29 protein-coding genes are annotated in these 26,559 nt (G+C 36.2%); 11 read left to right on the forward strand and 18 right to left on the reverse strand.

Annotated elements, in window-relative coordinates; all coding sequences use genetic code 11:
* Positions 1 to 60: 60 nt before the first annotated feature.
* From recN to HCO57_RS04635, 7 genes are all read right to left on the reverse strand, one after another.
* On the reverse strand, positions 61 to 1,719 hold the full coding sequence (gene recN / locus HCO57_RS04605) for a DNA repair protein RecN (protein WP_167988042.1): 1,659 nt from the start codon (positions 1,717 to 1,719) through the stop codon (positions 61 to 63).
* Between the two features lie 49 nt (positions 1,720 to 1,768).
* Complete coding sequence (locus tag HCO57_RS04610) at positions 1,769 to 2,659, reverse strand: DUF4835 family protein (RefSeq protein ID WP_167988043.1); 891 nt, start codon at positions 2,657 to 2,659, stop codon at positions 1,769 to 1,771.
* On the reverse strand, positions 2,652 to 3,860 hold the full coding sequence (gene coaBC, locus HCO57_RS04615) for a bifunctional phosphopantothenoylcysteine decarboxylase/phosphopantothenate--cysteine ligase CoaBC (protein WP_167988044.1): 1,209 nt from the start codon (positions 3,858 to 3,860) through the stop codon (positions 2,652 to 2,654). The genes HCO57_RS04610 and coaBC overlap by 8 nt, the downstream gene beginning before the upstream one ends.
* Positions 3,861 to 4,187 (reverse strand): DNA-directed RNA polymerase subunit omega, encoded by a 327-nt coding sequence (locus tag HCO57_RS04620; RefSeq protein ID WP_136949687.1) that lies wholly within the window; start codon positions 4,185 to 4,187, stop codon positions 3,861 to 3,863.
* 17 nt (positions 4,188 to 4,204) lie between these two features.
* The gene (locus HCO57_RS04625) at positions 4,205 to 5,041 is read right to left on the reverse strand and encodes an outer membrane protein assembly factor BamD (RefSeq protein ID WP_167988045.1); all 837 of its coding nucleotides are present in this window, start codon (positions 5,039 to 5,041) and stop codon (positions 4,205 to 4,207) included.
* 103 nt (positions 5,042 to 5,144) lie between these two features.
* Positions 5,145 to 6,035 (reverse strand): 4-hydroxy-tetrahydrodipicolinate synthase, encoded by an 891-nt coding sequence (gene dapA, locus HCO57_RS04630; RefSeq protein WP_167988046.1) that lies wholly within the window; start codon positions 6,033 to 6,035, stop codon positions 5,145 to 5,147.
* A gap of 3 nt (positions 6,036 to 6,038) precedes the next feature.
* Positions 6,039 to 6,566 (reverse strand): DUF6913 domain-containing protein, encoded by a 528-nt coding sequence (locus HCO57_RS04635; RefSeq protein WP_317171106.1) that lies wholly within the window; start codon positions 6,564 to 6,566, stop codon positions 6,039 to 6,041.
* Between the two features lie 221 nt (positions 6,567 to 6,787).
* Here HCO57_RS04635 and HCO57_RS04640 point away from each other — a divergent pair, with 221 nt between their 5' ends.
* Both HCO57_RS04640 and HCO57_RS04645 read left to right on the forward strand, forming a co-directional pair.
* Positions 6,788 to 7,837 carry an endonuclease/exonuclease/phosphatase family protein gene (locus HCO57_RS04640; RefSeq protein ID WP_167988047.1) on the forward strand — a complete coding sequence of 350 codons (1,050 nt, stop codon included), beginning with the start codon at positions 6,788 to 6,790 and terminating at the stop codon, positions 7,835 to 7,837.
* Positions 7,838 to 8,298: 461 nt separating this feature from the next.
* The gene (locus HCO57_RS04645; protein WP_167988048.1) at positions 8,299 to 9,420 is read left to right on the forward strand and encodes a DUF695 domain-containing protein; all 1,122 of its coding nucleotides are present in this window, start codon (positions 8,299 to 8,301) and stop codon (positions 9,418 to 9,420) included.
* On the opposite strand, the gene HCO57_RS04650 is transcribed toward HCO57_RS04645, so the two are convergent.
* Genes HCO57_RS04650 through HCO57_RS04675 form a run of 6 tightly spaced genes read right to left on the reverse strand, consistent with a single transcriptional unit; the run spans position 9,417 to position 13,922 of the window.
* Positions 9,417 to 9,722, reverse strand: a complete 306-nt coding sequence (locus HCO57_RS04650; protein WP_136949681.1) for a hypothetical protein — start codon at positions 9,720 to 9,722, stop codon at positions 9,417 to 9,419. The two genes, HCO57_RS04645 and HCO57_RS04650, sit on opposite strands and share 4 nt — an antisense overlap.
* Positions 9,706 to 10,158 (reverse strand): hypothetical protein, encoded by a 453-nt coding sequence (locus HCO57_RS04655; RefSeq protein ID WP_167988049.1) that lies wholly within the window; start codon positions 10,156 to 10,158, stop codon positions 9,706 to 9,708. The genes HCO57_RS04650 and HCO57_RS04655 overlap by 17 nt, the downstream gene beginning before the upstream one ends.
* Position 10,159: 1 nt before the next feature.
* Positions 10,160 to 10,552 (reverse strand): hypothetical protein, encoded by a 393-nt coding sequence (locus tag HCO57_RS04660; protein WP_136949679.1) that lies wholly within the window; start codon positions 10,550 to 10,552, stop codon positions 10,160 to 10,162.
* 3 nt (positions 10,553 to 10,555) lie between these two features.
* A complete protein-coding gene (gene ligA / locus HCO57_RS04665) occupies positions 10,556 to 12,550 on the reverse strand; it encodes an NAD-dependent DNA ligase LigA (protein WP_167988050.1) in 1,995 nt (664 codons plus the stop codon).
* Positions 12,551 to 12,568: 18 nt separating this feature from the next.
* Positions 12,569 to 13,435: a peptide chain release factor N(5)-glutamine methyltransferase gene (prmC, locus tag HCO57_RS04670; protein ID WP_167988051.1), complete on the reverse strand. Its 867-nt coding sequence runs from the start codon at positions 13,433 to 13,435 to the stop codon at positions 12,569 to 12,571.
* Between the two features lies 1 nt (position 13,436).
* Positions 13,437 to 13,922 (reverse strand): GNAT family N-acetyltransferase, encoded by a 486-nt coding sequence (locus HCO57_RS04675; protein ID WP_167988052.1) that lies wholly within the window; start codon positions 13,920 to 13,922, stop codon positions 13,437 to 13,439.
* 30 nt (positions 13,923 to 13,952) lie between these two features.
* Between HCO57_RS04675 and ribD the strand changes: the two genes are divergently transcribed.
* The 4 genes from ribD to HCO57_RS04695 are packed head-to-tail and all read left to right on the forward strand — an operon-like array spanning position 13,953 to position 17,074.
* Positions 13,953 to 15,002, forward strand: coding sequence for a bifunctional diaminohydroxyphosphoribosylaminopyrimidine deaminase/5-amino-6-(5-phosphoribosylamino)uracil reductase RibD (ribD, locus tag HCO57_RS04680; protein ID WP_167988053.1), 1,050 nt, complete (start codon positions 13,953 to 13,955; stop codon positions 15,000 to 15,002).
* Positions 14,995 to 15,594: an HAD family hydrolase gene (locus HCO57_RS04685; RefSeq protein ID WP_167988054.1), complete on the forward strand. Its 600-nt coding sequence runs from the start codon at positions 14,995 to 14,997 to the stop codon at positions 15,592 to 15,594. The genes ribD and HCO57_RS04685 overlap by 8 nt, the downstream gene beginning before the upstream one ends.
* Positions 15,594 to 16,457: a DMT family transporter gene (locus HCO57_RS04690; RefSeq protein ID WP_167988055.1), complete on the forward strand. Its 864-nt coding sequence runs from the start codon at positions 15,594 to 15,596 to the stop codon at positions 16,455 to 16,457. Before HCO57_RS04685 ends, HCO57_RS04690 begins: the two co-directional genes overlap by 1 nt.
* Positions 16,457 to 17,074: an IMPACT family protein gene (locus HCO57_RS04695; protein ID WP_167988056.1), complete on the forward strand. Its 618-nt coding sequence runs from the start codon at positions 16,457 to 16,459 to the stop codon at positions 17,072 to 17,074. Before HCO57_RS04690 ends, HCO57_RS04695 begins: the two co-directional genes overlap by 1 nt.
* On the opposite strand, the gene HCO57_RS04700 is transcribed toward HCO57_RS04695, so the two are convergent.
* Positions 17,063 to 17,461: an acyl-CoA thioesterase gene (locus HCO57_RS04700; protein WP_167988057.1), complete on the reverse strand. Its 399-nt coding sequence runs from the start codon at positions 17,459 to 17,461 to the stop codon at positions 17,063 to 17,065. The two genes, HCO57_RS04695 and HCO57_RS04700, sit on opposite strands and share 12 nt — an antisense overlap.
* Positions 17,462 to 17,673: 212 nt before the next feature.
* Here HCO57_RS04700 and dnaA point away from each other — a divergent pair, with 212 nt between their 5' ends.
* Genes dnaA through HCO57_RS04715 form a run of 3 tightly spaced genes read left to right on the forward strand, consistent with a single transcriptional unit; the run spans position 17,674 to position 20,285 of the window.
* Positions 17,674 to 19,098: a chromosomal replication initiator protein DnaA gene (gene dnaA, locus HCO57_RS04705; RefSeq protein ID WP_136949670.1), complete on the forward strand. Its 1,425-nt coding sequence runs from the start codon at positions 17,674 to 17,676 to the stop codon at positions 19,096 to 19,098.
* 12 nt (positions 19,099 to 19,110) lie between these two features.
* Positions 19,111 to 19,563, forward strand: a complete 453-nt coding sequence (locus HCO57_RS04710) for a low molecular weight protein-tyrosine-phosphatase (protein ID WP_136949669.1) — start codon at positions 19,111 to 19,113, stop codon at positions 19,561 to 19,563.
* The gene (locus HCO57_RS04715) at positions 19,563 to 20,285 is read left to right on the forward strand and encodes an SAM-dependent methyltransferase (RefSeq protein WP_167988058.1); all 723 of its coding nucleotides are present in this window, start codon (positions 19,563 to 19,565) and stop codon (positions 20,283 to 20,285) included. Before HCO57_RS04710 ends, HCO57_RS04715 begins: the two co-directional genes overlap by 1 nt.
* A 10-nt stretch (positions 20,286 to 20,295) precedes the next feature.
* Here HCO57_RS04715 and HCO57_RS04720 read toward each other — a convergent pair whose 3' ends face one another.
* The 4 genes from HCO57_RS04720 to dapF form a co-directional block, all read right to left on the reverse strand.
* Positions 20,296 to 20,937, reverse strand: coding sequence for a hypothetical protein (locus HCO57_RS04720; RefSeq protein ID WP_136949667.1), 642 nt, complete (start codon positions 20,935 to 20,937; stop codon positions 20,296 to 20,298).
* A 147-nt stretch (positions 20,938 to 21,084) separates the two neighbouring features.
* Entirely contained in the window at positions 21,085 to 22,131 is a 1,047-nt protein-coding gene (gene mltG, locus HCO57_RS04725) for an endolytic transglycosylase MltG (protein WP_167988059.1), read from the reverse strand.
* Positions 22,128 to 22,652: a GNAT family N-acetyltransferase gene (locus HCO57_RS04730; protein ID WP_167988060.1), complete on the reverse strand. Its 525-nt coding sequence runs from the start codon at positions 22,650 to 22,652 to the stop codon at positions 22,128 to 22,130. Before HCO57_RS04730 ends, mltG begins: the two co-directional genes overlap by 4 nt.
* A complete protein-coding gene (gene dapF / locus HCO57_RS04735; protein WP_167988061.1) occupies positions 22,646 to 23,437 on the reverse strand; it encodes a diaminopimelate epimerase in 792 nt (263 codons plus the stop codon). The genes HCO57_RS04730 and dapF overlap by 7 nt, the downstream gene beginning before the upstream one ends.
* Positions 23,438 to 23,559: 122 nt before the next feature.
* Here dapF and HCO57_RS04740 point away from each other — a divergent pair, with 122 nt between their 5' ends.
* Together HCO57_RS04740 and HCO57_RS04745 are read left to right on the forward strand one after the other, a co-directional pair.
* Positions 23,560 to 24,951 (forward strand): S1C family serine protease, encoded by a 1,392-nt coding sequence (locus tag HCO57_RS04740; protein ID WP_167988062.1) that lies wholly within the window; start codon positions 23,560 to 23,562, stop codon positions 24,949 to 24,951.
* A 126-nt stretch (positions 24,952 to 25,077) separates the two neighbouring features.
* Entirely contained in the window at positions 25,078 to 26,526 is a 1,449-nt protein-coding gene (locus tag HCO57_RS04745; protein WP_167988063.1) for a glyceraldehyde-3-phosphate dehydrogenase, read from the forward strand.
* The last annotated feature ends 33 nt before the right edge of the window (positions 26,527 to 26,559 follow it).

The raw sequence follows: 26,559 nt of genomic DNA on the forward strand, positions 1-26,559 counted from the left end.
GTGTGATTTTTGTTGGTTTAAGTTGTAAATATACTAATTTGACCTGCAAAAAAAGCTGCCTTATGCATTAGCCAATAATTCTTTTGCATGTTCCATTGCAGAAGAGGAAAATTGCTTTCCTCCTAGCATTTCTGCTAATTCTTCAATGCGTTGCTCTTCTTCTAAACGCTTCATTTGTGTTGTGGTGGTATCCCCTACCTCTTGCTTAAATACCTTGTATTGCTGCTTACCCTTGGCAGCTACCTGTGGTAAATGTGTAATGGAAAAAACCTGCATATAAGCTCCCATTTCTTTCATTATTTCTCCCATTCGGTTAGAAATTTCTCCTGACACGCCTGTATCTATTTCATCAAACATTAACGTCGGTAGTTTTTCATAAGATGCTAATATGGATTTTATTGCCAACATAATTCGGGACAATTCACCCCCAGATGCTACTTTTTTTAATTCGCCATAGGCAGAACCTTTGTTAGAAGATAAAAGAAAAACAAGTTCGTCCTTTCCATTACTTTTAAAGTCTGCCGCAGGTACTATTTCTATCTTAAATGTCGCCGCCGGCATTCCTAAAGAGGCTATTTTTTCTTGAAGCGTATTTGCTAAAATGGGTATACTTTTTTTTCTATTTTGATGTAATGATGCACAGATAGTATTTAAAATAGATTCTTGCTCCTTTACTGCTTTGGCATTAGCTGCAATTTTTTGATCCATATTTAAAGAAACATCCACTTTCTCCTCCAAATCTTTTTTAAGTGCCAGTAATTCTTCTTCTGAACTTACTTGATGCTTTTTAAGAAGAGTGTGCAATTGTTGCATCTGCCCGTTTACGATTTCTAAACGCTCTGGGTCTGCATCAATAGTATCATTCAATTTTTCAATTTCCGATGCTAAATCTGCAAGCTCTATGGCTACCGATTGTACCCGATTATTAAGTACTCCATATTGCTGACCAAAAGTGGCTAATTTCTGCAAGGCTTGTTGTAAACCTGCTGCAGTGTTTACCATACCTATTTGTTCGTCATTTAAAACCTGATGTGCTTGAGCTAGCCATTCTTGTACCTGCTCAACATTGCTTAGTTGCTCGTATTCCTCCTCCAGTTCAGCTAACTTTCCTTCCTTTAGTGGTGCAGCCTGCAATTCTTCTAATAAAAATGTGTTGTATTCTAATTCTTTAGAAGCTTCCGTTTGATACTGGAGTAGCTCTTGATACGCTTTTACTAGTTTGCGATACTCATTTAGTTCCTTTCGATATTTCAATAATTCCGCTTGGTTCCCTGCAAGCGCATCTACCACCTTAAACTGAAAGGCGTTTTCTGTTAATTGCATTGTTTGGTGTTGACTGTGGATATCTACCAGTAATTCTCCTAAACTAGAAAGCACACCTAAAGTAACAGGGGTATCATTTATAAATGCTCTAGATTTACCACTGGGTAAAATTTCTCTACGCAAGATAGAATCCTCCTCATAATCCAAGTCGTTTTCTTTAAAAAAGCCTTCTAATTGATAAGCTTTGATAGCAAAAGTGCCTTCTATAGTACACTTTTTATCTTGATTTTTTAGGGCGCTTAAGTCTGCTCTTTTGCCTAATACTAAAGACAAGGCCCCTAATAAGATGGACTTACCGGCTCCAGTTTCTCCGGTGATTGTAGTAAAACCGCTTTCAAAACCAACATTTAAGTCGTCTATTAGCGCGTAATTTTTTATTGTGAGTTGGGTAAGCAATTCAATTTAGATTTTGAATCGCAAAGATAAGCATACAACTTAATTGGCATCAATATTTTATCTGATTCCAAGTATTAGAATAGAAAGGCGCAACTTTATTTAAAGTTTCTTTTAATTTAACGATATCTACCTTTGGTCCGTCAGAAAAAACATTTTGTATTTCTTCTGATTTAGCATCAAAAAAGGTTTGTATTAAAAACGCATTTGGTCTTCTTTTTATCAAGGTTTCAAAAAGACGCAAGCTCCCTGCTATTATTTGCTTACCAGTACTATTATTATCCCCTAAAATATCTAGTCCTTTTCTATGGTAATTATACATAGCTATACGGTACTCTCTAAAAGTGTTAGATAATAGATTATCTATCAACTCAAACCGTGTACGCTGACCACTATCTTGATCCCAGCCTGCAAAATTACTTCCTTGTGCTTGTGTCACTATGTTTCTGGCTTGTCTATAAAAATCGTCGCCACCTTGCAAAGCAAAAGTATCTGCATCTAAACCTAAAATTACATAAACGTAATAACTAATAACGCCCACTAGATTACTTTCAAAATTATTAGGATTATACACTAGAGGTTCAAATTCCTGATATTGAAAATTAAAAGCGTTGTCTTTGTAATTAAAGACTGGGCTCTCATAAGAAGTATTGAAAACAGGACGTGTAGATTGTATTTGAAGGTTTGCCTCAAAGCGGTCCGACTCGTAATTGGTTACCGTGATAAACATACGTGCGTTTACGCGCTCATTTTCGCCGTATACTCTATTGGTCCACTTATTCTTGTTTACAAAATCATTTAAACTCCGTTCTAAGGTTTTAAAAATCTGTTGATTGGTTTGCCCAACTTGGTCAGAATTAATGGTTATTTCGCAATTAAGCTCTTGTGCTTTTATCACAAAACTCAGCAAACAAGTAAACAAACAAATAAGAAAGCTACGCATGTATTCTCTGGATAATTTCTTCCCAAATATCTATAGCTACTTGGGCTTTTGTCTTTACATCAAACGTTTTTACCTTTAAATTCTTATCTAAAAAAGTAATTTTATTGGTATTCGTTCCAAATCCTGCTCCAGCATCATTTAAAGAATTTAAAACAATAGCATCCAAATTCTTACGCTCTAGTTTACCTTTAGCATTCATCATTTCATCTTGGGTTTCTAAAGCAAAACCAACTAAAAACTGATTCTTTTTAGCCTCTCCTAAAGATTTTAATATGTCTTTGGTACGTTCCAACTCTAGTACCATAGGTTCGCCATCTTTCTTTTTGATTTTTTGTACTGCGATGGTTTTAGGTCTATAATCTGCAACTGCAGCAGCACTAATAACCACAGCAACGTCTTGAAAGTATAGATGTACCGCATTGTACATTTCTTCTGCAGAAGTTACTCGTATTAATTGTATATGCGAAGTTGTTGTTTGTAATGTGGTTGGACCGGCTATCAAAATTACATCTGCCCCTAAATGAGCGGCTTGTTCCGCTAGCCTAAAACCCATTGTCCCAGTAGATTTATTCCCTATAAAACGAACAGGATCCAAAGCCTCATGGGTTGGCCCTGCAGTAATTAAGACTTTTTTACCATGCAAAGGCAAACCTTGTTTTAAATGTGCATTGATAAATGCAACAATATTTTCTGGCTCTGCCATTCTTCCCTGTCCACTTAAACCACTTGCCAGTTCCCCTTCTTCTGCAGGAATAAGAATATTACCAAAAGCTATTAAAGTATCTAAAGATTGTTTGGTGCTTGGATGTTTGTACATATCCAAATCCATCGCAGGGGCAAAATACACAGGACACTTAGCAGAAAGGTAAGTAGCCATTAATAAATTATCACAACGACCACTAGCCATTTTAGATAAGGTATTTGCGGTTGCGGGAGCAATAAGCATCAGGTCTGCCCAAAGGCCCAAATCTACATGGTTGTTCCAAGATAGAGCGCCATCTTCCTCATTAATAAAATCTAACTGTACTGGGTTTTTAGATAGTGTAGCCAAGGTAAGAGGCGTAACAAAAGAGCTGGCGCTAGGGGTCATTACTACCTTGACCTCAGCGCCAGCTTTTACCAATAAACGTGTTAAAAAACTCGTTTTGTATGCAGCAATCCCTCCGGTTACCCCCAAAAGGATTTTTTTACCGCTTAACATTTATGCGTCTTTCTCTGTATTTCTATAATAGATTTTGTCATCTAACCACTCTTGGATAGCCAAAGCGTGTGGTTTAGGTAACTTCTCATAGAACTTAGAAACCTCTATTTGCTCCTTGTTTTCGAAAACCTCCTCTAAGCTGTCACTGTACGTAGCAAACTCTTCTAACTTCTCTAACAACTCTTTTTTTATTTCTGAGTTGATTTGGATTGCCCTTTTAGAGGCAATAGAAATAGCCTCGTAGATATTCTCTGTTCTTGTATCTACCTCGTTACGGTTGTGCGTTACCGTAGATACTGGGGCGTTGGTATTTTTTAAATCCTTCATGTGTAACAATCTAACTTTTATTTAGCAACTTCCTCTTGTTCTAGATTCAGTTCTTCCTTTAATACTTCGTAAAACTTATCAACTTCCTTCTTATACTTGGTCTCTGGGTAAGACTTTAATAACGCCTTATAATAGTCCAAAGCTTCCTGATAACGCTCCTCTTGCTTTGCTGCAACACTGTTTTCAGCCAAAGTCATTGCAGATTTTAATCTGTAATAAAAAGCATCTTCACGATAAACAGAACCTGGATTATCTGTGATAAAATTGTTAAAAGCCGTCATAGAAGATATCAAAATGGGATAGTTAAATTCTCCCAATTTATCAAACTGTTTGGCTATTTCTAATTCTTTTCTCTGCTTTTTAGTAGTAAGCTCCTGCGCCATATTATTGGCCTCCTCAAAGTACTCTGATTCTGGGAACGTATTGATAAAATTCTGCAATTTAGCAAGGGCTTTATCTGTATCTGTTTGATCTAATGAATATTTTGGAGACATTTTATAGTAGCTCTTACCTTCTAAAAAAGAGGCCTCTTGTAGTTTATCACTTTGTGGATAGGATTTGATAAAACGTTCAAATTGATATCCTGCCAAGTAATATTGTTTTGTTTTAAAATAAGAATTTGCAAAAAAGAACATCACTCGTTCTCCTTGCGGTTTACCTATATATTTTGGAGCTATTTGCTCAAACAAGCGATTAGCTCTTTTAAAATCTCCTTCATTATAGTAACGCTCTGCTAAATCATACTTTGCTTTAACATCTTCATTCTTAAGTACTTTTTGGTACTCGTTACAAGAGGTTAGTACGATAGCGCCCATTAACGCTATAATAAGATTAGTGCTCTTTTTCCAAAACATTCTGCAAAATTAGTGATTATCAACGGATTTATAAAACACAAATTAGAATCAAAAAAAAGAGGCAACCTAGTTGCCTCTTAAGTTTTAGTCAAATTTTAACGCATTAGGCAGGTACTTGCTGTGTCGTCTTTAAAAACTGTGCTATTTTTTGTTGTAATTCCTGACTAGCCGCCACTAATGGTAAACGCACATTGGTACTTCCAATACCTTGTTGCGCGCAAAGTGCTTTTATCCCAGCTGGGTTACCTTCCTCAAAAATAAGATGCATTCCATTTAAAAGTGATTGGTGTATTGCGTAGGCTGGCTCACTATCTCCTTGCAAACCTAGCGCTATCATTTTAGAAAATTGAGCGGGCAAACCTTGTCCAATGACAGAAATTACACCGCTACCACCTGCCAAAACAGTTTGTAAGGCAGTAAAATCATCCCCAGAAATGATTAAAAAATCCTCTGGTTTATCTTGTATCAACTGATCTATTTGTTTAGGGTCACCAATTGCTTCTTTTATACCAATAATATTTTCAAAATCTCTTGCTAGACGCAACGTTGTTGCTGGCAACATATTACTACCTGTTCTAGAAGGTACATTGTACAGTATAATAGGTAGTGGCGCTACCTCGGATACCGCTTTAAAATGCTGATAAATACCTTCTTGTGTAGGTTTATTGTAAGCAGGTGACACCGATAATATGGCTTGGTAGTCTAAAAAATCTAAGGTTTGTAATTCTTCTACCAATGCCATTGTATTATTACTAGCTACCCCAACCACTAAAGGTAAGCGACCTGCATTTACTTTAGAAACGGTTTGCATCACCAATTGTTTCTCCTCTTTGGAAAGTGTAACGGATTCTGCAGTTGTACCTAAAACTACCAAATAATCTGTACCACCTGCAATGTTGTATTCTACCAAGGCTTCCAAAGCCGGTACATTCACCTTTAAATCTGAGGTAAATGGAGTTATCAACGCTACACCTGTTCCAATAAACTGCTCCATGGCTTAAATTTCATTTAATATTGTCAAATACTTTTTTAGTTCGTTTTTGAACGTGTTATAATCGTTCATTTGCGCTCCAAGAATTAAATCGCTCAAGGCGTTATCACCACCTACCAACCCTACTCTTATCCGGGCATCTACATGTAACGACATCAATTTTAAAAACAACCGATCATCTGTAAAATAATTTATGAGCACATCATAAGGTCTACCCATAAACTCAGAAAAATCGCCATTTTCAACAGAGCCATTCCATCCCAAATCCTTATCAGTACAAAAAGGAATTGAGAACATGCCATTTTTATCTCTCCCCCTTTTATAACCAATAATTTGTACCGCATTGGGTTTTAATCCCAAGGTGTTTTTAAGCTCCTTAAAAATCTCTGCGTTATTAAATTGGTCCATGTCTACAATACACGCCACATTACCAATGCCTTTTTTATTGTTCAATGAACTTTCTTGATTAAGCTTATCCTCCACAAACTTTTTGGCGGACTTAATCTTAAATTTATCTTGGATTACTTTGAACACACTTTACTATTTAACTATGCCATTACTGCAAATGTAAATATTCTGCTCAAAGCACTGTGCGAAGTTACAGGAAAGCCTAAATTAAATAATTACACATTTTGTTACAAATACAACAAATTGAAATTTTCATTTTCTAACCTTCTCCTTGCACAAGCTTAACACAACTCTCTTATATTTAGACTAATAAATTTCCCCACAGTACTAAACACATAATAATTGCCATGGCTACATTAAAATTCGCACTTTGGAATGCCGAATGGATGAACGAATTGTTTACAGGAAATCCACCACAATTTCATCCCAACAACCACAAAGGTTACATGACAAAACAAAAAATTGAAAACCGGCGTAGAGATTTGGCTGGTGTTATTAATGATATTGATGCTGATATCTGGGTACTCGTAGAAGGTCCTAACCAAAAAGAAGAACTACAATTATTCTTTGATAGTGATATACAAGGGGATTGGCAGTGCGAGGTACAATCTTCTGGAGCACAAAGTATTGGCATTGCTATTAAAACAGATAACAACTTATTTGCAGCAAATCCTATAACATGGCATGATTTATTGAACGACCCTTTGGCACAACCACTCCGAGCGGCTACGGATGATTTTTTTATGGATACTGATAATGATGGCTTAAAAGAACAACACAAATTTGAACGCAGACCACTTTATGCAACGATACATACGGCCAACCAAAAAGCCTTTAGAGTGGTAGGTGTACACTTAAAGAGCAAAGGAATATTCAACGCAATGGAATGGTCTAAGTGGTGGGCAAAAGCTGATGGAAATCGAAAAAAAATTGTGGCCCAATGCTATCAATTGCGATGTGCCTTCTTAGATGATTATTTAGAAGATGCTACCACAAAAGACATCCCTATCATTATTTGCGGTGATATTAATGACGGTCCTGGTTTTGACACCAGCGAAATGAAAATCAGCGCTAGCGGTGTAGAACGCCTTATGGGTAGTATTTGGCAACCAGAAAAAACCTTGGGCAATGTAATGTTTGATAGTTTATCTGCTGAAGACCAAAAAGAATTGGATTTTAGAAGCCTTTATACCGCAAGTTTTAAAGACCCCATTTTTAACAACCAATACCAACGCGCATGGATAGACCATATTCTGTACAGTAAAAACAAGAAAGATTGGATTGCTAACGGTGCAATTATAGATACACTCAGCAATGGCGAGAAGATATACCGTGCTTTCCCAGATTCATCTGACCATTTTCCTGTAGTGTGCAATATAGAAACAACTAGACTGTAAATTATTTTCGTAATTAAATCTTAAAATTTGTAAGAAAATTATTATGTAAGTTGAAATTAAATTAGTTTTGAATTGTTCATCGTATAAAGAAAAGCATTTAACTCCCCCGGCTTTTCTTTTTCATTTTAGGGTGGATTTGTACTACAAATAAAAACCACGAGTATTCCTATACAAACTTAGATTAACACCCTTAAACAAATGATTTTTAGCTAATTGACAAGAGGACTATTATCTGTAAAATTGAAGAAATATAATCTTAAAATGCAAATAGCCATAAGCTTTTATTATTTTAAGAAAAAGGAAAGAATCTAATTGTAGGAGCTACTAAGTTCATTTAGAAGAAATTCTAAATCTCATCTTGATAATTTCGCAACGCAATTACAATAATCTACACTTATCTGATTAATATAACATATACTTTTATTTAAACGTTAGTATTTTTAAATGTATAAAACTTGTCTATGAGTTTCTTTAAAAAGCTATTTACCAAAACCTCGACTCATACATCTGTTCCAGAAAAATCCATAACCACCTATAAGGATTTTTGGAACTGGTTTACACAACATCAGGAAAGCTTTTACAAAGTTATAGCAAATAACGGTGATATTACTAAAGTGTTTTTTGACGAGCTATCTCCTAAGTTAGAAGTTATTCACCCAGGGATATGGTTTTTATGTGGTATGTATAATGACACCACGGCCGAGCTCATTTTAACTCCAGATGGTATCGTTAAAAATGTAGTGTTTGTAGAAGAACTAATTGCAGAAGCTCCAGAATTACCTAATTGGAGATTTACAGCTTTAAAGCCTCCATCGATAAAAGGTGAATCAACGTTAGAAAAAGACGGATTTTCTTTCAGTGCAGAGAAGTTAAATTTTTATAGCATTGATGACATTAGCTATCCAGACCAAATTAGCATTACCGTAACGCACCAAGATTTTTCTGAGGAAACTAAAGATGCTATTTTCCAAGGGGTTTGTCTTTATCTAGATAATTATATTGGCGAACTAAAATTTATAACTTTAATTGATGACATTACGGTTATACACCCATCCCAAGCATCTCAAGAACTCGTACCAATTAACAAATTAAAAGATTTCTTAATCTGGAGAGAAAAAGAATTTATAGAGAAATATACAGGAACCAGACGTAATACTGATACGGATAACTATTCTCTTTTAGAGGCAACACTTAAAAATGGTAATCCACTTATTGCCGTTGTAAATATGGATTTACTCCATTGGGAACGTAAAGCCTCTCATCCTTGGATTGCAACCCTTTCCATTAAATATAAAGAAGCCTTAGAAAATGGTATGCCTAATCAAAAAAGTTTAGACATGATGAATGGTTTAGAGGATGCTATTTTAGAAGAATTAAAAGATGAAGAAGGATATTTAAATATTGGTAGGGAAACAGCAGACCACTTAAGAGAAATCTTTTTTGCTTGTAAGGATTTTAGAAGAGTTTCTAAAGTGTTGAACCGTTATTGCAAAAATAGTGATGATTTGGAACTAAAATACACAGTTTACAAGGATAAATATTGGCAGTCTTTTAATCGGTATATCCCTAACCCAATTAGCTAATTAGTTTTCAACAAAGCAGCAATTATTGTATCTCTTTCTTCTCGTATACTAATATTTGGCATGGTCTTACCTGCTTGGCGATACCAATAATTAGCATTCCATTGGTCACCCTCTTCTCTATGTAAATGAGCATGTACCCATTTACTAGTGGCATCTGTACTCTGGTCTACCAAATCATGTGCGTTTTTCCAATTCTCATTACAAGCCCACCATAAAGCCTGTAAATAATTTGGCCAAGATTTTATAGGCTCATCAGCATCCAAGGTGTCTTTAAATACTTCTAAACTAACGGGTACTTTCATCTTTTTGTTTTTCTAACACTTTTTGTACATCTTCTGGCTCAAAAACATATTGTGGCCAAACCCGGTGCCCTAAATAGCCACCGCAAAACATAATTAACACTTGTAACCATGGCTCAATTTGTAAATCTTCTATTTGCCCAATTGCAAACAAAAGAATAAGCATAGCTAAAAAACCAAAGAAACCAGAAATCTCTTTCTTCTTTACCGTCACTTTTCTATTAAAAAATACTTTGGCTATAAGTCCTGAGAGCAGAAAGTTCAACCAAATCAGTTCGCTTCGATTGTGTTCTACCACCTCACTAAACGTGGGAAATTCATCTCCCAATATTACAAGAATGATATCTAGAACAACCATAACCCCAAAGAGAATAGCTAAAATTAAGCGAATGGTATTAATAGCCTTTAAATGACGTAACAGAAAGAATCTCAACTTCATCTTAATCAAAATTTAATGACCATAAAAAATGACCGTAAGCTAGTCCTAACAATAGTAATAAGCATAAAAACCATAATGGCTTCTTAAATTCAACCTTATACCCTATAATGGTGCAAATAATAGCTAACGCGAACAAAATATAAACAGGCCAGCCGTCCCCTATATAGAATGCCTTATTTGTAGTACCAATAAACAAATGCCCCAAAATTGCACCTAATGCAAATGGGATGAAGAAAAACTGTTTTTTGGCAGCGTCTAGCAAAATAATATTAGAGGTATCATCCTCTAGTTCGTTAAGATTTAGCGCTACCTCAAAAAGCACGTAAAAAATAGCGAAACCTATCATGATGTTACGCACCATTCTATAGGCTTCAGGATTAAACAGTTCTTCCATACCCTAAAGCATATTTAAAAAATCTTGTTCGCTTATTATAGGCACACCTAAATTTTCTGCTTTGGTACGTTTACTAGGTCCCATTTTATCCCCAGCCACTAGATAGGAAGTTTTTGAGCTTATAGACGACCCTACCTTACCTCCATTATCCTCTATCATTTTCTTAAGTTGATTGCGGTCTAATGTTTGGAACACTCCAGAAACCACTAAGGTTTGCCCTTTTAATTTATCTGATTGATTTTGCAGTTGCTCTTCTGACAAGGAAAACTGCAATCCGTAAGACTTTAATCTTGCCACCAACTCTTGATGGTGTGGGTCTAAGAAAAATGATACCACACTTTTAGCAATACGCGTACCAATTTCATCTATGGCAGTCAACTGCTCTTCCGTAGCCGCCATTAAAGCATCTATATTTTTATAAGCTTTTGCCAATTTCTTAGCTACGGTTTCCCCAACATACCTAATCCCTAAAGCAAACAAAACCCGCTCAAACGGAATAGCCACAGATGCAGCCACACCGTTGACCAAATTTTCTGCAGACTTTTCGGCCATTCGTTCTAAAGGCAATAGTTGTTCTTTGGTCAATGTGTACAAATCTGCATAATTACGTATCAAACCTTCCTTAAACAGCAACTCTACTGTTTCCCCTCCTAAACCCTCTATATCCATAGCCTTACGACTAATAAAATGCTGTATTTTCCCTGTAATTTGGGGTGGGCACCCCATATCGTTGGGACAAAAATGCTGAGCCTCTCCTTCTTTACGTATAAGTTGGGTACCGCATTCCGGACACTGTTGTATGTATTGAGTAGGCTCCGAGTCCAAACTTCGTTTGGTAAAATCAACTGCAATAATTTTCGGAATAATTTCACCTCCCTTTTCAACAAATACCGCATCCCCTTCCCTTACATCTAATTTTGCAATTTGGTCAGCATTGTGTAGTGATGCTCGTTTAACTGTTGTACCGGCAAGTAAAACAGGATTTAAATTAGCAACCGGTGTAATGGCGCCAGTACGCCCCACTTGGTAAGTAATTTGCTTTAAGACGGTAGCCACTTGTTCTGCCTTAAATTTATATGCCATAGCCCACCTAGGCGATTTGGAGGTGTACCCTAGTTCTTCTTGTTGCACAAGATTGTTTACTTTTATAACCACACCATCGGTTTCATAAGGTAAATCATGACGATGTACATCCCAGTAGGCAACAAAATCCATCACTTCTTGGGTAGATTTACACAATTTAGCCACCGTAGGTACTTTAAAGCCCCATGCCCTGGCTTTCTCTAGCATATCAAACTGGGTATCAAAATTTAAATCGCTGCCCACAATACTATACAACAAACACTCTAAAGGTCGTTGTGCTACCAAACTACTATCTTGTAACTTTAAGCTTCCAGAGGCCGTATTTCTGGGATTCATATAGGGTTCTTCTCCATTTTCTAATCGCTCTTGATTCATCTGAGCAAAACCCTCTAAGGGTAAAATAATTTCGCCCCTAATGTGGAACTTTGGAGGGTAATCTCCTTTCAACTTAAGAGGTACAGACTTAATCGTTTTAATGTTTGTAGTAACGTCATCTCCTTGAAAACCATCTCCACGAGTCACTGCCCGTACTAGTGTACCGTTTTCGTACGTTAAACTTATACTAGCACCATCATACTTTAACTCACAAGTATAGCTCACTTCAGCATCACCTAAAATGCGTTGTATACGTTTTTCCCAATCTTCTAAGTCTTCTTTAGAATAAGAATTGTCCAAGGAATACATGCGGTAATCATGAACCACGGTATCAAAATTCTTAGTAATACCGCCACCCACACGTAAAGTAGGTGAGCTTTCGTCAAAAAACTCTGGATGCGCCTCCTCTAATGCCTGTAACTCTTTCAATTTCATATCAAAATCATAATCTGATATTGATGGTTGATCCATAACATAATATTGGTAATTATGCGCTCTTAACTCCTCTCTAAGTGCAGTAATTTTTTTTTCTACATCCATAATTTACGGTGACAATACCTAATTTTTGCCCGATTTAATTCCTTTTAACATTCGGAAATTACCAAAAATATCCTTTTTCAATTCCACTTGCTCAAAAGAGTTTTCCACTAGTAGTTGCTTTGTTTCTTCTGGCAGGTACTGGTTAATTTCAAAATATAATCTACCACTGGGTTTTAAGAGTATTTTTGCTTTTAGAGTGATGTGTTGATAAAAAATGAGTGGGTCTTGGTCCGAAACAAAAAGAGCCGTTACTGGCTCATAATCTTTTACGTTTTTTTGAATTTCTGCTTTTTCCAATTCTCGAACATAGGGCGGATTAGACACTATAATATCCCAAGGTCCTTGTAGTTCTTTTTGGAAATTATCAGACAATACATCAGCCTGTAAAAAATTTACAGCTACACCATTCTTTTCTGCATTTTGCTTTGCAACAGCCAGAGCTTCTTTGCTAATATCTATGGCGGTCACAGATGCTTTAAGAAGTTCTTGTGCTATGGACAATGCAATACACCCACTACCTGTACCTATATCTAAAACCTTGAGTTGTTGATTTTCCCTAACATCTTCCAAAATCCATGACACTAGCTCTTCTGTTTCTGGCCTGGGTATAAGCGTATCTTTAGTAACTTTTAGCGTTAAATTTCTGAAATATGCTGCACCTGTTATGTGCTGTAAAGGCTCTTCTTGTTTTAAGCGATGAAGTGCATTAAACAATAGTGATTCTTCCTCTTTACTAACTACATAATTAGGCTGCATTACTAGGACAAACTTTTGCAGGTTTAAAAAATGGTCTATCAAAGCATAAAAGAAACTATCTATCTCTTCTTTGGGATAGTAATGTACTAGTTCTTTATGAAAGATACTTTTGATTTCTGAAAGCTGCATATTATAATTTTCTCAACATATATACAGGACAAGCAGAGTGGCCTGTACAGCCCATAGGAGCATCAATGTATTCAAATCCATTTTTCTTATATAATTTTTGAGCAGCTTCCATATAGGGCATGGTTTCTAAATACATTGCTTCAAAACCATAAGCTATAGCCTGGTTAATACAGGTAGTTATCATTTTAGCACCCAAACCTAAACCTCTAGCCTCTTCTAAAAAATACATTTTTTGTAGTTCACAAACGTTGCCTTCATAATTATCCAAAGGTGCAATTCCGGCACAACCTATTACCTTACCATTGGCCTCAACTACAAAATAATCACTGCGGTCTTTCTTATATGCATTATACATATTATCCAAGGCCTTATCTGCATAGGCTGTACCCACTTTTGGCACTCCTAGGTCTTCTAAAACCTTCCGCACTACTGCAGCAATATGGGCATTATCTTTTGGGGTTATTTTTCTAATTACAGGAGTGTTCATTACTTTGAAATTAAATACTACTTTTAAGGCATGAATATAGACGAAAAATACTTGTTTCGCTGTATAGAATTAGGCAAAAATGCTTTAGGTAGCGCTGCACCCAATCCTATGGTGGGTTGTGTTATAGTGTATAATGATAAAATTATTGGGGAAGGCTTTACAAGCCCTTTTGGTGGCCCACATGCAGAAGTTAATGCCATACATAGTGTCAAAGACCAATCGCTTTTACAAAAAGCTACGCTGTATGTAACCCTAGAACCTTGTTCACACTATGGAAAAACACCTCCCTGTGCAGACTTAATCATTGAAAAAGGAATACCCAATATTGTTATTGGCCTTAAGGACCCGCATGAAAAAGTTGCAGGGCAAGGCATTCAAAAATTGAAAGACGCGGGTAAAAATGTCGTCTACGGGATTCTGGAAGAAGAATGTAGAGAACATCATAAGCGTTTTTTAACTTTTATAGAAAAAAAGCGTCCTTACATCATTCTAAAATGGGCAGAAACCTATGACGGTTTTTTAGCTCCGGACCCACAAATGAGAAGTAAAAACCCAGAACCATATTGGATTACAGGGATACCTGCAAGACAATTGGTGCACAAATGGCGTGCAGAGGAACAAGCAATTTTAGTGGGCACAAAAACTGTTCTAATGGATAACCCCTCCTTAACTGTTAGAGATTGGAAAGGAAAAAACCCCATACGTGTAATTATAGATAAAGACCTAAAATTATCCGCTACAGCCGCAGTTTTTAATGATGACGCCAAAGTGCTGGTATTAACAAATAAGAAGACCACTGCAACTAAAGCGAATTTAACCTACCTAACCTTAGATTTTAGCACTCCCTTAGTTCCACAAATTTTAAAAGCATTGCATCTGCAAAATATAACAAGTTTAATTGTAGAAGGTGGCGCCAAAACATTAGAGCAGTTTATTACGGAAGACCTTTGGGATGAAGCCCGAATTTTTACTGGAAATACTGTATTTAAATCTGGAATTGCAGCACCAAAAATTACAGGAAAACTTATGTTTGCACAAAACTTAGAAACCGATAGCCTAACCATACTGTATAATGATTAAAAACATCATTTTTGATTTTGGCGATATTTTTATCAATCTAGATAAAACGGCAACACCAAAAGCAATGTCAGAATTCGGGTTTACCGAAATTACACCTTCCCTAGACCATTTATTTAAAGCCTACGAAAAAGGAACGATTAGTACCGATGTATTTTTGCAAGAAACGGGAGCAATTTTCCCAAACGCAAGTAAAACTGACTTGATAGACGCTTGGAATGCCATTTTAAAGGATTTTCCAGAGTATCGTTTAAAGTTTTTACAAGATTTAAAAAAACATAATCATTACCGATTGTTCTTATTAAGCAATACGAATGATTTGCATATTGAAGAAGTAAAAAAACAGATGGGCAATGCCTATACCGAATTTCAAAACTGTTTTGAAGTTTTTTACCTTTCTTACAATATGGGTAAACGTAAACCAGATGCCGATATATTTGAGCAAGTATTGCAAGAAAATAATTTAATTGCAGAAGAAACCTTTTTTATAGATGACACCCAAGAGAATACAGACACCGCTGCTAAACTTGGCATGAAAACTTGGAATCTATTAGTGGGCAAAGAAGATATTATAGACCTTAAAAAACATTTATAATGCTAAATCTTGCTCTAAGTGTTTTATGTTCTAGCCTCATTTTTGTGGTATTCAAACTTTTTGGCACTTATAAAGTTCAGTCGCTTTACGCTATTGTGGTCAACTATTTTGTTGCCTGTATTTGCGGACTTCTTTTTTATGAGGGAGATGTGCAATTGGGCAATCTAACACAGACTGGTTGGTTTTATGGTACATTTGCTTTGGGCGTATTATTTATTACCATTTTTAATGTAATGGCAAAGTCATCTCAGGTAAATGGAGTTGCAGTTACCTCTGTTGCCACAAAAATGTCCTTAGCTATCCCTGTAGTATTTGCTCTTGTTGTTTACAAAGAGAGTTTATCCTTTTGGCAAGGCATTGGCATACTCCTAGCTTTAGGCGCTGTGTATTTTGCTTCTATAAAAAAGAAAGGATTAGTTATTGACCCTAAAATGCTTTTGCTTCCTTTTCTGGTATTTGTGGGATCTGGGGTTATTGATACTACCATAAAGTATATCCAGGATGAATTTTTAGACGAAAGTCTGTATCCCATATTTTCCGCAACTGTTTTCGGTGCCGCAGGCACCACAGGCGTTATATACCTTTTAATAAATAGTAGAAAGGTACCCTTAAAACTAAATTTAAAAAATGTGGTAGGCGGAATTTGTTTAGGTATCCCTAACTACTTTTCTATCTACTTTTTATTACAGGCTTTGAATAATCCAAATTTTAATAGTGCATCTATCTTTACTATTAATAATGTTGCCGTAGTAATGTTTACCACTTTAATTGGTATTCTGCTATTTAAAGAAAAATTATTGCCTAAAAACTGGCTAGGTGTGGGATTAGCTATAATCAGTATACTTTTGGTAGCTTTGCTATAATGCAAGAGGTAGAAGACAGTTATAAAACCATCAAAGAACCCGTTACAGATGTCCTTTTCAAAGAAAAGAAAAGCAAGTTTATCAGCTATGCGTATCCTATATCTACAGAAGAAGAGGTAAAGCCGATTATAGAAACATTGCAACTACAGTACCCCAATGCCAACCATGTTTGTTACGCTTGGCAATTGGGAGTAAAAAATGTAAGATACCGTGCTAACGATGATGGTGAACCCAATAACTCTGCTGGTATGCCTATTTATGGTCAGTTGCAAGCATTTGAACTCACTAATATACTAGTGGCTGTTGTTCGGATTTTTGGTGGTGTTAAATTAGGCGTAGGCGGTCTTATTTCTGCTTATAGAACCGCAGCGCAATTGGCTTTGGAAGAAGCTAAAATTTGCACACAATACCAACAATCAAGCTTACAACTACAATTTGCCTATGAGCAAATGAACAACGTAATGCGGTTAATTAAAAAACACCAATTAGATATTATTGCACAACGATTAGAAATGGACTGCTCCATTACTCTTCAATTTAGAGCCAGTAAATTAGCGGCAGTTAAAGAAGACTTATCCCTTTTAAGAAAGGTAAAGGTTAAAATTTTAACCCCTTAACTTATCTAAGATATAACTTGGGCATTTTATAGGCTTCATTTTTAACTTATCCATGAATACTAAAGTGGTGCTTGCCTCGACCAACAACTCTTTATTTTCGTTATAAATTTCGTAGTCAAAAATAATTCGTACGCCTGGAACTTTTCTTAGAATGGTTTTTACTGTGATTAAGTCATCGTACTTTGCAGATTTTTTATACAAAATTTGTAAGTTTATTACAGGTAACATTACACCGTCTTCTTCCATTGTTTTGTAAGAAACACCTAAAGCTCTAAGCCACTCCACACGACCAACCTCAAGATAATCAGCATATTTGCCATGATATACTACTCCCATTTGGTCTGTTTCGCCATACCTTACTCTAAAACTACATGTGTTAAAATTCATAAAAAGTGCAAAAAAATACTATATTTATAAGATCTGCTTTTGGGTTACAAAGCATGCAAAAAAAAAAGTATATTTTCAACTGATGCCCTATTTTTTTTTTAGCTTTTTTGTTCACATATTTGCCCCTGTTCATAGCAACAGGGATACCCCCAAAAGTTTTATCCTATAAAACACGAGTTAAACACTAACCAACAACAAAGGACACACTAAGAATGAATAATACTGCATCTTCCGTATGGAACAATTGTTTGGCATTTATCGAGGATAATATCCAACCGCAGGCATTCAAAACGTGGTTCCTTCCTATTAAGCCCGTTAGACTTGCAGACAATGCATTAAGCATACAAGTGCCTAGTAAATTTTTCTATGAATGGCTAGAAGAGCATTACGTAAAGCTCTTAAAAGTTGCTCTAAGAAAGGAACTCGGTGCCAATGCTAAGTTGATTTATGTAATTAAAATGGAAAACAAGTACGGTAACAATGAATCTTTTACAGAAAAGATTCCGAGTTCTAACCGTTCTGCTATGGCACCACAAGAATTGGATGTTCCTATAACTTCTAAAAATCCGGAGCTTAAAAACCCGTTTGTAATTCCTGGTATTCGAAATATTAAAATTGAATCCCAATTAAATCCCAATTACAATTTTGAGAATTTTTTAGAAGGAGACTCTAATAGGTTAGCACGTTCGGCAGGTATGGCCGTTGCCAATAAACCAGGAGGCACTAGTTTTAATCCATTAATGATTTTTGGCGGGGTAGGCTTAGGAAAAACTCACCTAGCACATGCTATTGGAGTAGAAATTAAAGATAAATACCCAGAACGTACAGTTCTCTATATTTCTGCGGAAAAATTTACGCAACAGTATATTGAATCCGTTAAAAAGAATACCCGTAATGATTTTATTCATTTTTATCAATTAATAGATGTACTTATAATTGATGATGTACAATTTTTAAGCGGTAAATCTGGGACTCAAGATGTGTTCTTCCATATATTCAATCACTTGCACCAAAATGGCAAACAAGTAATTTTGACCTCAGATAAAGCACCTGTAGACATGCAAGATATTGAGCAACGCTTATTATCTCGGTTTAAATGGGGCTTATCTGCAGAATTACAAAGTCCAGACTATGAAACTCGGGTATCCATCCTTAAAAACAAATTGTACCGGGATGGGGTAGAAATGCCAGAGGAAATTATAGACCACGTTGCTAAAAATATTAAAACGAACATTCGTGAGTTAGAGGGAGCAATCATTTCTCTGATTGCACAATCCTCTTTTAACAAAAGAGAAGTTACTTTAGATTTAGCGCAACAAGTAGTAGAAAAATTTGTAAAAAACACTAAAAGAGAAGTGTCTATTGACTACATACAAAAAGTAGTTTCTGATTACTTTGAAATGGATGTGGCCACACTGCAGTCCAAGACACGTAAAAGACATATTGTACAGGCAAGACAGCTAGCAATGTTTTTTGCGAAGAAATTCACTAAAGCATCTTTAGCAAGCATAGGTTCTCAAATAGGCAAACGAGATCATGCTACGGTATTACATGCCTGTAAAACTGTGGATAATCTTGCGGAAACCGATAAGCAATTTCGCAAGTACATAGATGATTTAACTAAAAAATTCACCTAAAAAGTTTACTGCATGACCAAAGTACTCATGGTGTGCCTTGGCAATATTTGCAGGTCTCCGTTAGCAGAAGGAATTTTGAAAGCTAAAGTTGACCCAGATAAAGTATATGTAGACTCCGCAGGCACAGCAGGTTATCATATAGGTAATGCGCCCGACCCTAGGTCTGTTGCTGTTGCTAAAATTCACGGTCTAGATATTAGCAAACAACAGTGTAGAAAGTTTATTCCTGAAGATTTTGATGCCTTTAACAGTATCTATGTAATGGATAAAAGTAACTTGGCTAATGTTTTAGCTTTAGCTAAAAATGATGCAGATAGAGCCAAAGTTAAATTATTACTTAGTGAACTAAATGGTCCAATAAAAGAAGTACCAGACCCTTACTATGGGGGAGATGACGGTTTTGAAAAAGTATTTCAGATGATAGATGAAGCTTGTACTAAAATTGCAAAACAAATAACACTCTAATGAATACCACAAGCCCCCAAGGTATTTTATATATGATACCTACAATGTTGGGAGATACAGCTCCGTTAGAAGTTTTGCCGTTGTCTATAAAGCAAACTATTGAGAATATTGACTTTTACATTGCGGAGAATGAAAAAACAGCAAGGCGATTTATTAAAAGAATAAGCCCATCTAAATCACAACCTTCCTTACATTTTCAGCTATTAAATAAATATACAGACCCACTAGAAATTCCTTCCTTTTTAGACCCATGTCTAGAAGGCACTTCTGTTGGTTTATTATCAGAAGCTGGGTGCCCAGGTATTGCAGATCCAGGGGCAGATGTAGTTAAGATAGCCCATGAAAAAGGTATACAGGTTGTCCCTTTAGTAGGCCCCTCCTCTATTCTATTAGCACTTATGGCCAGTGGAATGAACGGGCAAAGCTTTGCGTTTAACGGCTATTTGCCAATTGATGGAGCAGAACGAGGAAAAGCGCTAAAGAAGTTTGAAAAACTTTCAAAAGACATACAACAATCTCAAGTATTTATCGAAACTCCTTACAGAAACGATAAGTTGTTTCAAGAAATGCTTAAAAAGCTGCATCCAGATACCCGGTTATGTATTGGTATTGATATTACGCTACCTACAGAATATATAGTCACTAAAACCATACTAGAATGGAAAAAGACTAGTTTAGACCTTCAAAAAAGGCCAGCGGTCTTTATCATACATTCCTTTTAACCAATTCTATCTACACCTTAGGCCGCTGTACCGCTTTAATGCCAGACACATCAAAACCTGCAAACTTTTTAATATAATAAGCAATGGTACTACCGTAGGCGTCTGCAAAATCTTGTTGTCCGTAAGACCTCAAGTATTTTTTAACATTACCAGCACCAGCCAAATGTGCTGCCGCAACAATACCAGATTCTGTTATTACAGTACCATTGATTTTCTTACCCACAAATCTCTTAATATCTCTACGCAAAATCCATTTATTTCTTGCCACGTTCAATTCAAAAACACGTTCTTGAATTTCTGGATTTTGAATAAAGTCATCCACATCATACACACCCATCAACCGTAGAGTGCCTGCACCAAATTGGTATTTACCTAGATACCCCAATGTATTTATAGAGGTATAATCCCCTCTAGACTCTTTAAAAGCCAAGGCTTCTTTAAAACCATGGAAAGACTTACCAAGAAAAACAGAAGAAGTTTCTTCTTTTGGCTGATTTGCCAATATTTTTGGATATCCAAACTTGTACACTCCGTCTGCAACAACTAAATCTGCAGGTACAGCTACTTTATTACTTTTTGCCTTATAACTGGCAAAACTGGTCAAAATTGTAATTATGGCAAGATGACCTAAAAAACCGATCCATCTTTTCATAAGCGTTCTCTTTTAAGAATTCTCGCAAATTCTAATTAGCGGGCAAATATAAGAGGGGATCTTTGTTCTAGAGGTTAAAATTTCCTAACTTTTTGATAAATAGGTATTAAAATCCGCTAAAAGGCATGCTTTGTGGGTTAAAATACACTATCTGTTTATTTTTTGCTGGTTTAACCATCGGACGTACTGCACTTTATTTTGGTTGTGCTGCGCTAGGGTTTTGGCAAACATATGATAGCCGAACCTTGATACATCTGCTACAAAATATAAATAATCATGCTTTTCCGAATTTAAGACTGCATCTATAGAAGAAACATCTGGCATTGTTATAGGCCCTGGTGGAAGCCCAGCATATTTATACGTATTGTAGGGAGAATCCATCTCTAAATCCCGAAACAAAACCCGTTTTATGATGGTATCATAATTCCCTGTTTCTTTTTTTATAGCATAAATTACGGTTGGATCTGCTTGCAACAGCATACCACGTTTTAAGCGGTTTAAATACACCCCTGCTACACGTGGTCTCTCATCTACCTTTACAGTTTCCTTCTGTACAATAGATGCCAAAGCCGTAACTTGGTTAGGTTTCATACCTAATTGTTTTGCTTTTGCCCTACGCTCCTCATTCCAAAATCTGTTGTATTCTTTCAACATTCTTGCCCTAATACCTTCTGCAGAAGTATTCCAGAAAAACTCATATGTATTAGGAATATACATGCTTAAGTAATTTGGTTCATCAAAACCATTTTCTGTTAGAAAAGTAGCATCGCTAAGGCTTTTTAAAAGGCTTAAACTATCTGGTTCTAATTGCGTAGCAATGCGCCCTGATAGGGTAGCAACGCTTTCTTGATTATTAAAAGTTACTTTAACGGGCAGGTTACCGCTACGCAAGGCATTCACTATTTCATTATTGTTCATCCCTTTTTTTAGTGCATACTTACCTCCTTTTACATTAGTGGTATAGCCTTTGCGCCTTGCTACCGCAACAAAAGAATCGGCATCATCTAATAAAGGCGCCAATTGTTGCATCACTTCACCAAATCCTGCATCGGAAGGAATAAAAACATAGGCCTCTTCATTAGAAAAAACTGTATTTGGTGTAAAAATGGCACTATACACGTAGTAGGCAAAAATTCCGCACACTAGCAAACCTAATAAGGCTGTTGCCCAGATAACTTTCTTTAAATTTTTCAAGCGTTTATTTTTTGATATAAAACTTCATTCTTAAACGTACCATCTATACGCACCCAATCTTTTTTTGTACCGATAAGCGAAAATCCTAATTTTTCAAATACGGTTCTACTAACACTATTGTCTTCTAATATATTTGCAAATACTTGATGTACATCTAAAACCTTAAATGCATAATCACAAACCAACTGCAATGCCTCTGTACCTATTCCCTTACCCCTATCTTCCTCATTATATACTAACACTCCTACTCCCACACGTTTATTAATAGGGTCAAATTCAAACAAATCTATCAACCCTAAACGCTTATTATGATCATCACAGATACAGAATCTAAATTGTTTAGCTTCATAAATATCTAAATGCGCTTGATCCAAATATCGTTCTAATATAGCTTTAGAATAGGGTGCAAAAGTACCGCTTAGCTCCCATATTTTAGTGTCATTCTCCAACCGATAGAGGTACTCTAAATCTTCTGGTTCTAGTGCTCGCAGTTTACAATATTTGCCTTTGAGGGTTAACATTTTATAACACCAGAAAATACTTGTTTTGCACTACCTTTTAAACGCACTTTGGTAAAACTGCCATCTTCTTGGGGTTCAAAAGAAACTTCTAAATCTCCACCCATTGCTTTGATTTGAATTCTTTTAACGTCTGTTTTTTTAGCTGCATACATGGATAAGGCCACTGCAGTTACCCCAGTACCGCAAGACAATGTTTCATCCTCTACGCCTCTTTCATAAGTGCGTACAGCGTAGGTTTCTGCGTCTACTGCTTCTACAAAATTAATATTACTCCCCTTTTCGCCATAAATACCATATCGGAGTTTAGCACCCTCTTCCTTTACCTTTAGCTTAGGCAAGTCTTTTACCAATTGCACATGGTGAGGCGACCCTGTATTCACAAAAAAATACTTATCTCTTTGCTCCACAAGAGTTACATCTATCATCTGTAAAGAAACTACATCTTTTACTAGGGTTGCATGGTGTAATCCATCTACAGCATTGAACTTAGTTTCTCCTTGTATTATTCCTAAATCTCTGGCAAAGGCCACAATACATCTGCCACCATTACCACACATGGTACTAGGATTACCATCAGAATTATAATATACCATCTTAAAATCTGACACATTGTCATTTTCTAATAGTATGAGTCCATCTGCTCCTATTCCAAATCGTCTGTCGCATAAAAAAGCTACCAATTCCGTGTTTTCCTTTGGAAAAGATAAAGCTCGGTTATCCACCATTACAAAGTCATTTCCCGTGCCTTGATATTTATAAAATTCTAATTGTAAGCCTGTGTTCATGCCACAAATATAGTACATTCTTTAAGCTTTGTTTAGCAGTTAAAAAGCCGTTAAACTGTTAAAATTGGCACGATTTATGGCTAATTTTAAACAACAGAAAGAAAATAAAATTTAATGAACATATGAAAAAAGTAGCACAACTATTTTTGGTAGCTCTATTAGCTGGCGGAATTACACTTGGAGCTTATAAAACCTTTTTAGAAAAGGACCAATTTACATTTGTATCAGAATCAGACAATAACCCTTTTATCACCACAAGTATGCCAACATCTCCAAGAGGTGCGGGTATAAATGAGGTGGATTTTACGATAGCTGCAGAAAAAACGGTGCACGCCGTAGTACACGTTAAAAACATGACGGTAGGTACCAGTAATCCTATTGCGGAATTCTTTTACGGTTATAAAGGCGGACAACCATCTCAAGTTGGCACTGGTTCTGGAGTAATCATTTCGCCTGACGGATATATTGTAACCAACAACCATGTTATTGACAATGCTAAAAATCTAGAAATTACACTGAATAACAACAGAAGTTACGATGCAGAAGTGGTGGGTACCGATGCCAATTCTGATATTGCTTTATTAAAAATCAACGTTGAAGAACCCTTACCCTATTTAGCATTTGGAGATTCTGACAATGCAAAAATTGGCGAATGGGTTTTAGCCGTAGGGAATCCTTTTAACTTAACGTCCACGGTTACCGCAGGTATTGTAAGCGCTAAAGCACGTTCTATTAGCCCAGGCAGAAACCAATCGTTTATACAAACTGATGCTGCTGTGAATCCTGGTAATTCTGGTGGTGCATTGGTAAACACTAATGGAGATTTAATCGGGATTAATACCGCAATTACCTCACAAACTGGTTCGTATGTAGGCTACAGTTTTGCAGTTCCTAGTAACATTGCTAAAAAGGTGGTAGATGATTTACTTGAGTTTGGTAAGGTACAAAAAGGGATTTTAGGCGTAACTACTATAAATGCTAATAGCTCTGTAGCAAAAGAGAAAAATTTAGACCAAATAGATGGGGTTTATATAAATGGTGTAGAAGATGAATCTGGCGCAGCAGATGCTGGCTTGCAAGAAGGTGATATTATTAAACAGGTAGGGAATGTTAGAGTATCTAAATTTTCTGAATTAACCGGATATTTATCTACTAAACGTCCTGGAGACATCATAGAAGTTATAGTAGATCGTAATGGAAAAACGGAGACTTTTGAGGTAGAATTAAAGAAAAAAATGACCGAAATCCTACCTATTATGGGCCTAGAGGTTAAAAATCTATCTAAGGATGATGAAAAAGCGTTTAAAACCAAAAAAGGTGTGAAAATTACGAATGTTCCGGAGCGTTTTAGAGGTTATGAATTAGAAGATAAGGTAATGATTATGATAGACGATGAAGAAATTAAAGATGTAGATGATGCCAAGGAATTATTTGGTAGTATATCTAGATACGGACGCACAAGCATAACGCTACTTGGCAAAAATGGGGAGCGAGAAAGACTAATTTTTCAGTAGTTTACCCGATAAAAATTACCATTGAAAGAGCATCCTAAAAAAGGATGCTTTTTTTATTTCACAAACTTTCACGAAAACGTTTGAAATGATACTTTTGCAAAAACTTTAAGACTATTCTAAACTGTTATGAGCAACATTACATCCTACGAAAAGGAACTTGCTTTTCAGGCTGACAGAAGAAAGGCCACGACTGAATTCATTAAACTTATTAGCGATTTATGGTATGACAAGGCTATAGAGATTGTCCTCTTTAAAAATCAGGTAATTGATAAAAATGTAAGTGATATCATCAACCTACATGAATACGCTGGTGAGTTTGTGCAAAAACCTATTTCTATTTTTGATTCGGTAGAGATTTTAAGGGCTATCAATGATATTCCCCTGCCACCTGCAAAAATAGATATTGGTAAACTAACGTATGAATTTCACACCCAAGAAGATGAGCATTTAAATGTCAAGGCCTTTGTACTAGATAAGTTGAATGACGCGCAATCCTCTAAACCTATTAAACCCAAAGATGTTGTTTTATACGGTTTTGGAAGAATTGGTCGTTTGCTTGCAAGAGAATTAATGGCAAAAACAGGAAAAGGCAACCAATTGCGTCTACGGGCCATTGTAACCCGTGGCGAAATTACAGCAGAAGTACTAGAAAAAAGAGCTGCATTATTAAGAACAGACTCTGTTCACGGAGAATTCAGCGGTACCGTGAGTATAGATATAGAAAACAAGGCTTTAGCCATTAATGGAACTACTGTTTATTTCATTAGTGCTAACCAACCAGAAGATATAGATTACAGTGTGTATGGCATTAAAGATGCCCTAGTCATAGACAACACAGGCGCCTTTAGAGATAAAGCTGCTTTATCTAGACATCTAAAAGCTAAAGGTGCCAGCAGAGTGTTGCTTACTGCCCCTGGCAAAGAAATTCCTAACATTGTTCACGGTGTAAACCACACGGAGTACGACCCTAATAAAACTAAAATATTTTCCGCGGCATCTTGCACTACAAATGCTATTACTCCAATATTAAAAGTAATAGAAGATTCGCTTGGCATTAAAAAAGGACATTTAGAAACCATACATGCATATACCAACGACCAAAACTTGGTAGATAATATGCATAACAAATACCGCAGAGGTAGAGCGGCCGCTTTAAATATGGTTATTACAGAAACAGGAGCCGGCAAAGCGGTATCTAAAGCGCTACCAGTGTTAGAAGGTAAATTAACGTCTAATGCCATCCGAGTTCCTGTACCCAACGGTTCTTTAGCTATTCTTAATTTAGAAGTGAATAACAAAACAAGCAAGGAAGCGGTAAATACAATTCTTAAGAAATATGCTTTGGAGGGTGATTTGGTAGAGCAAATTAAGTACTCCTTAAGTAATGAATTGGTGTCTTCTGATATCGTTGGCACCTCTGCCCCTTCTATTTACGATAGTAAAGCTACTATTGTAGATGCAGATGGCAATAATATTGTGCTTTATGTTTGGTATGATAATGAATATGGCTATTCTCATCAAGTAATACGTCTGGCTAAATACATTGCCAAGGTAAGACGTTACACCTATTATTAGAATATTTTTGGGGATTGGAGTAATTGCTGTAAC

It is taken from the genome of Croceivirga sp. JEA036, assembly GCF_011882165.1.
Classification (GTDB): Bacteria; Bacteroidota; Bacteroidia; order Flavobacteriales; family Flavobacteriaceae; genus Croceivirga.

Excerpts from the sequence above, each read along its gene's own strand:
- HCO57_RS04690 (WP_167988055.1), top strand. The coding sequence starts at position 15,594 with ATGCTAAATCTTGCTCTAAGTGTTTTATGTTCTAGCCTCATTTTTGTG.
- HCO57_RS04675 (WP_167988052.1), bottom strand. The coding sequence starts at position 13,922 with ATGAACACTCCTGTAATTAGAAAAATAACCCCAAAAGATAATGCCCAT.
- HCO57_RS04695 (WP_167988056.1), top strand. The coding sequence starts at position 16,457 with ATGCAAGAGGTAGAAGACAGTTATAAAACCATCAAAGAACCCGTTACA.
- HCO57_RS04625 (WP_167988045.1), bottom strand. The coding sequence starts at position 5,041 with ATGTTTTGGAAAAAGAGCACTAATCTTATTATAGCGTTAATGGGCGCT.
- HCO57_RS04720 (WP_136949667.1), bottom strand. The coding sequence starts at position 20,937 with ATGAAAAGATGGATCGGTTTTTTAGGTCATCTTGCCATAATTACAATT.
- HCO57_RS04745 (WP_167988063.1), top strand. The coding sequence starts at position 25,078 with ATGAGCAACATTACATCCTACGAAAAGGAACTTGCTTTTCAGGCTGAC.
- prmC (WP_167988051.1), bottom strand. The coding sequence starts at position 13,435 with ATGCAGCTTTCAGAAATCAAAAGTATCTTTCATAAAGAACTAGTACAT.
- HCO57_RS04715 (WP_167988058.1), top strand. The coding sequence starts at position 19,563 with ATGAATACCACAAGCCCCCAAGGTATTTTATATATGATACCTACAATG.
- dapA (WP_167988046.1), bottom strand. The coding sequence starts at position 6,035 with ATGGAGCAGTTTATTGGAACAGGTGTAGCGTTGATAACTCCATTTACC.
- HCO57_RS04655 (WP_167988049.1), bottom strand. The coding sequence starts at position 10,158 with ATGAAGTTGAGATTCTTTCTGTTACGTCATTTAAAGGCTATTAATACC.
- HCO57_RS04645 (WP_167988048.1), top strand. The coding sequence starts at position 8,299 with ATGAGTTTCTTTAAAAAGCTATTTACCAAAACCTCGACTCATACATCT.
- ribD (WP_167988053.1), top strand. The coding sequence starts at position 13,953 with ATGAATATAGACGAAAAATACTTGTTTCGCTGTATAGAATTAGGCAAA.
- dapF (WP_167988061.1), bottom strand. The coding sequence starts at position 23,437 with ATGAACACAGGCTTACAATTAGAATTTTATAAATATCAAGGCACGGGA.
- HCO57_RS04730 (WP_167988060.1), bottom strand. The coding sequence starts at position 22,652 with ATGTTAACCCTCAAAGGCAAATATTGTAAACTGCGAGCACTAGAACCA.
- HCO57_RS04610 (WP_167988043.1), bottom strand. The coding sequence starts at position 2,659 with ATGCGTAGCTTTCTTATTTGTTTGTTTACTTGTTTGCTGAGTTTTGTG.
- ligA (WP_167988050.1), bottom strand. The coding sequence starts at position 12,550 with ATGGATGTAGAAAAAAAAATTACTGCACTTAGAGAGGAGTTAAGAGCG.
- HCO57_RS04740 (WP_167988062.1), top strand. The coding sequence starts at position 23,560 with ATGAAAAAAGTAGCACAACTATTTTTGGTAGCTCTATTAGCTGGCGGA.
- HCO57_RS04660 (WP_136949679.1), bottom strand. The coding sequence starts at position 10,552 with ATGGAAGAACTGTTTAATCCTGAAGCCTATAGAATGGTGCGTAACATC.
- HCO57_RS04650 (WP_136949681.1), bottom strand. The coding sequence starts at position 9,722 with ATGAAAGTACCCGTTAGTTTAGAAGTATTTAAAGACACCTTGGATGCT.
- coaBC (WP_167988044.1), bottom strand. The coding sequence starts at position 3,860 with ATGTTAAGCGGTAAAAAAATCCTTTTGGGGGTAACCGGAGGGATTGCT.
- HCO57_RS04700 (WP_167988057.1), bottom strand. The coding sequence starts at position 17,461 with ATGAATTTTAACACATGTAGTTTTAGAGTAAGGTATGGCGAAACAGAC.
- dnaA (WP_136949670.1), top strand. The coding sequence starts at position 17,674 with ATGAATAATACTGCATCTTCCGTATGGAACAATTGTTTGGCATTTATC.
- HCO57_RS04710 (WP_136949669.1), top strand. The coding sequence starts at position 19,111 with ATGACCAAAGTACTCATGGTGTGCCTTGGCAATATTTGCAGGTCTCCG.
- HCO57_RS04640 (WP_167988047.1), top strand. The coding sequence starts at position 6,788 with ATGGCTACATTAAAATTCGCACTTTGGAATGCCGAATGGATGAACGAA.
- HCO57_RS04685 (WP_167988054.1), top strand. The coding sequence starts at position 14,995 with ATGATTAAAAACATCATTTTTGATTTTGGCGATATTTTTATCAATCTA.
- HCO57_RS04620 (WP_136949687.1), bottom strand. The coding sequence starts at position 4,187 with ATGAAGGATTTAAAAAATACCAACGCCCCAGTATCTACGGTAACGCAC.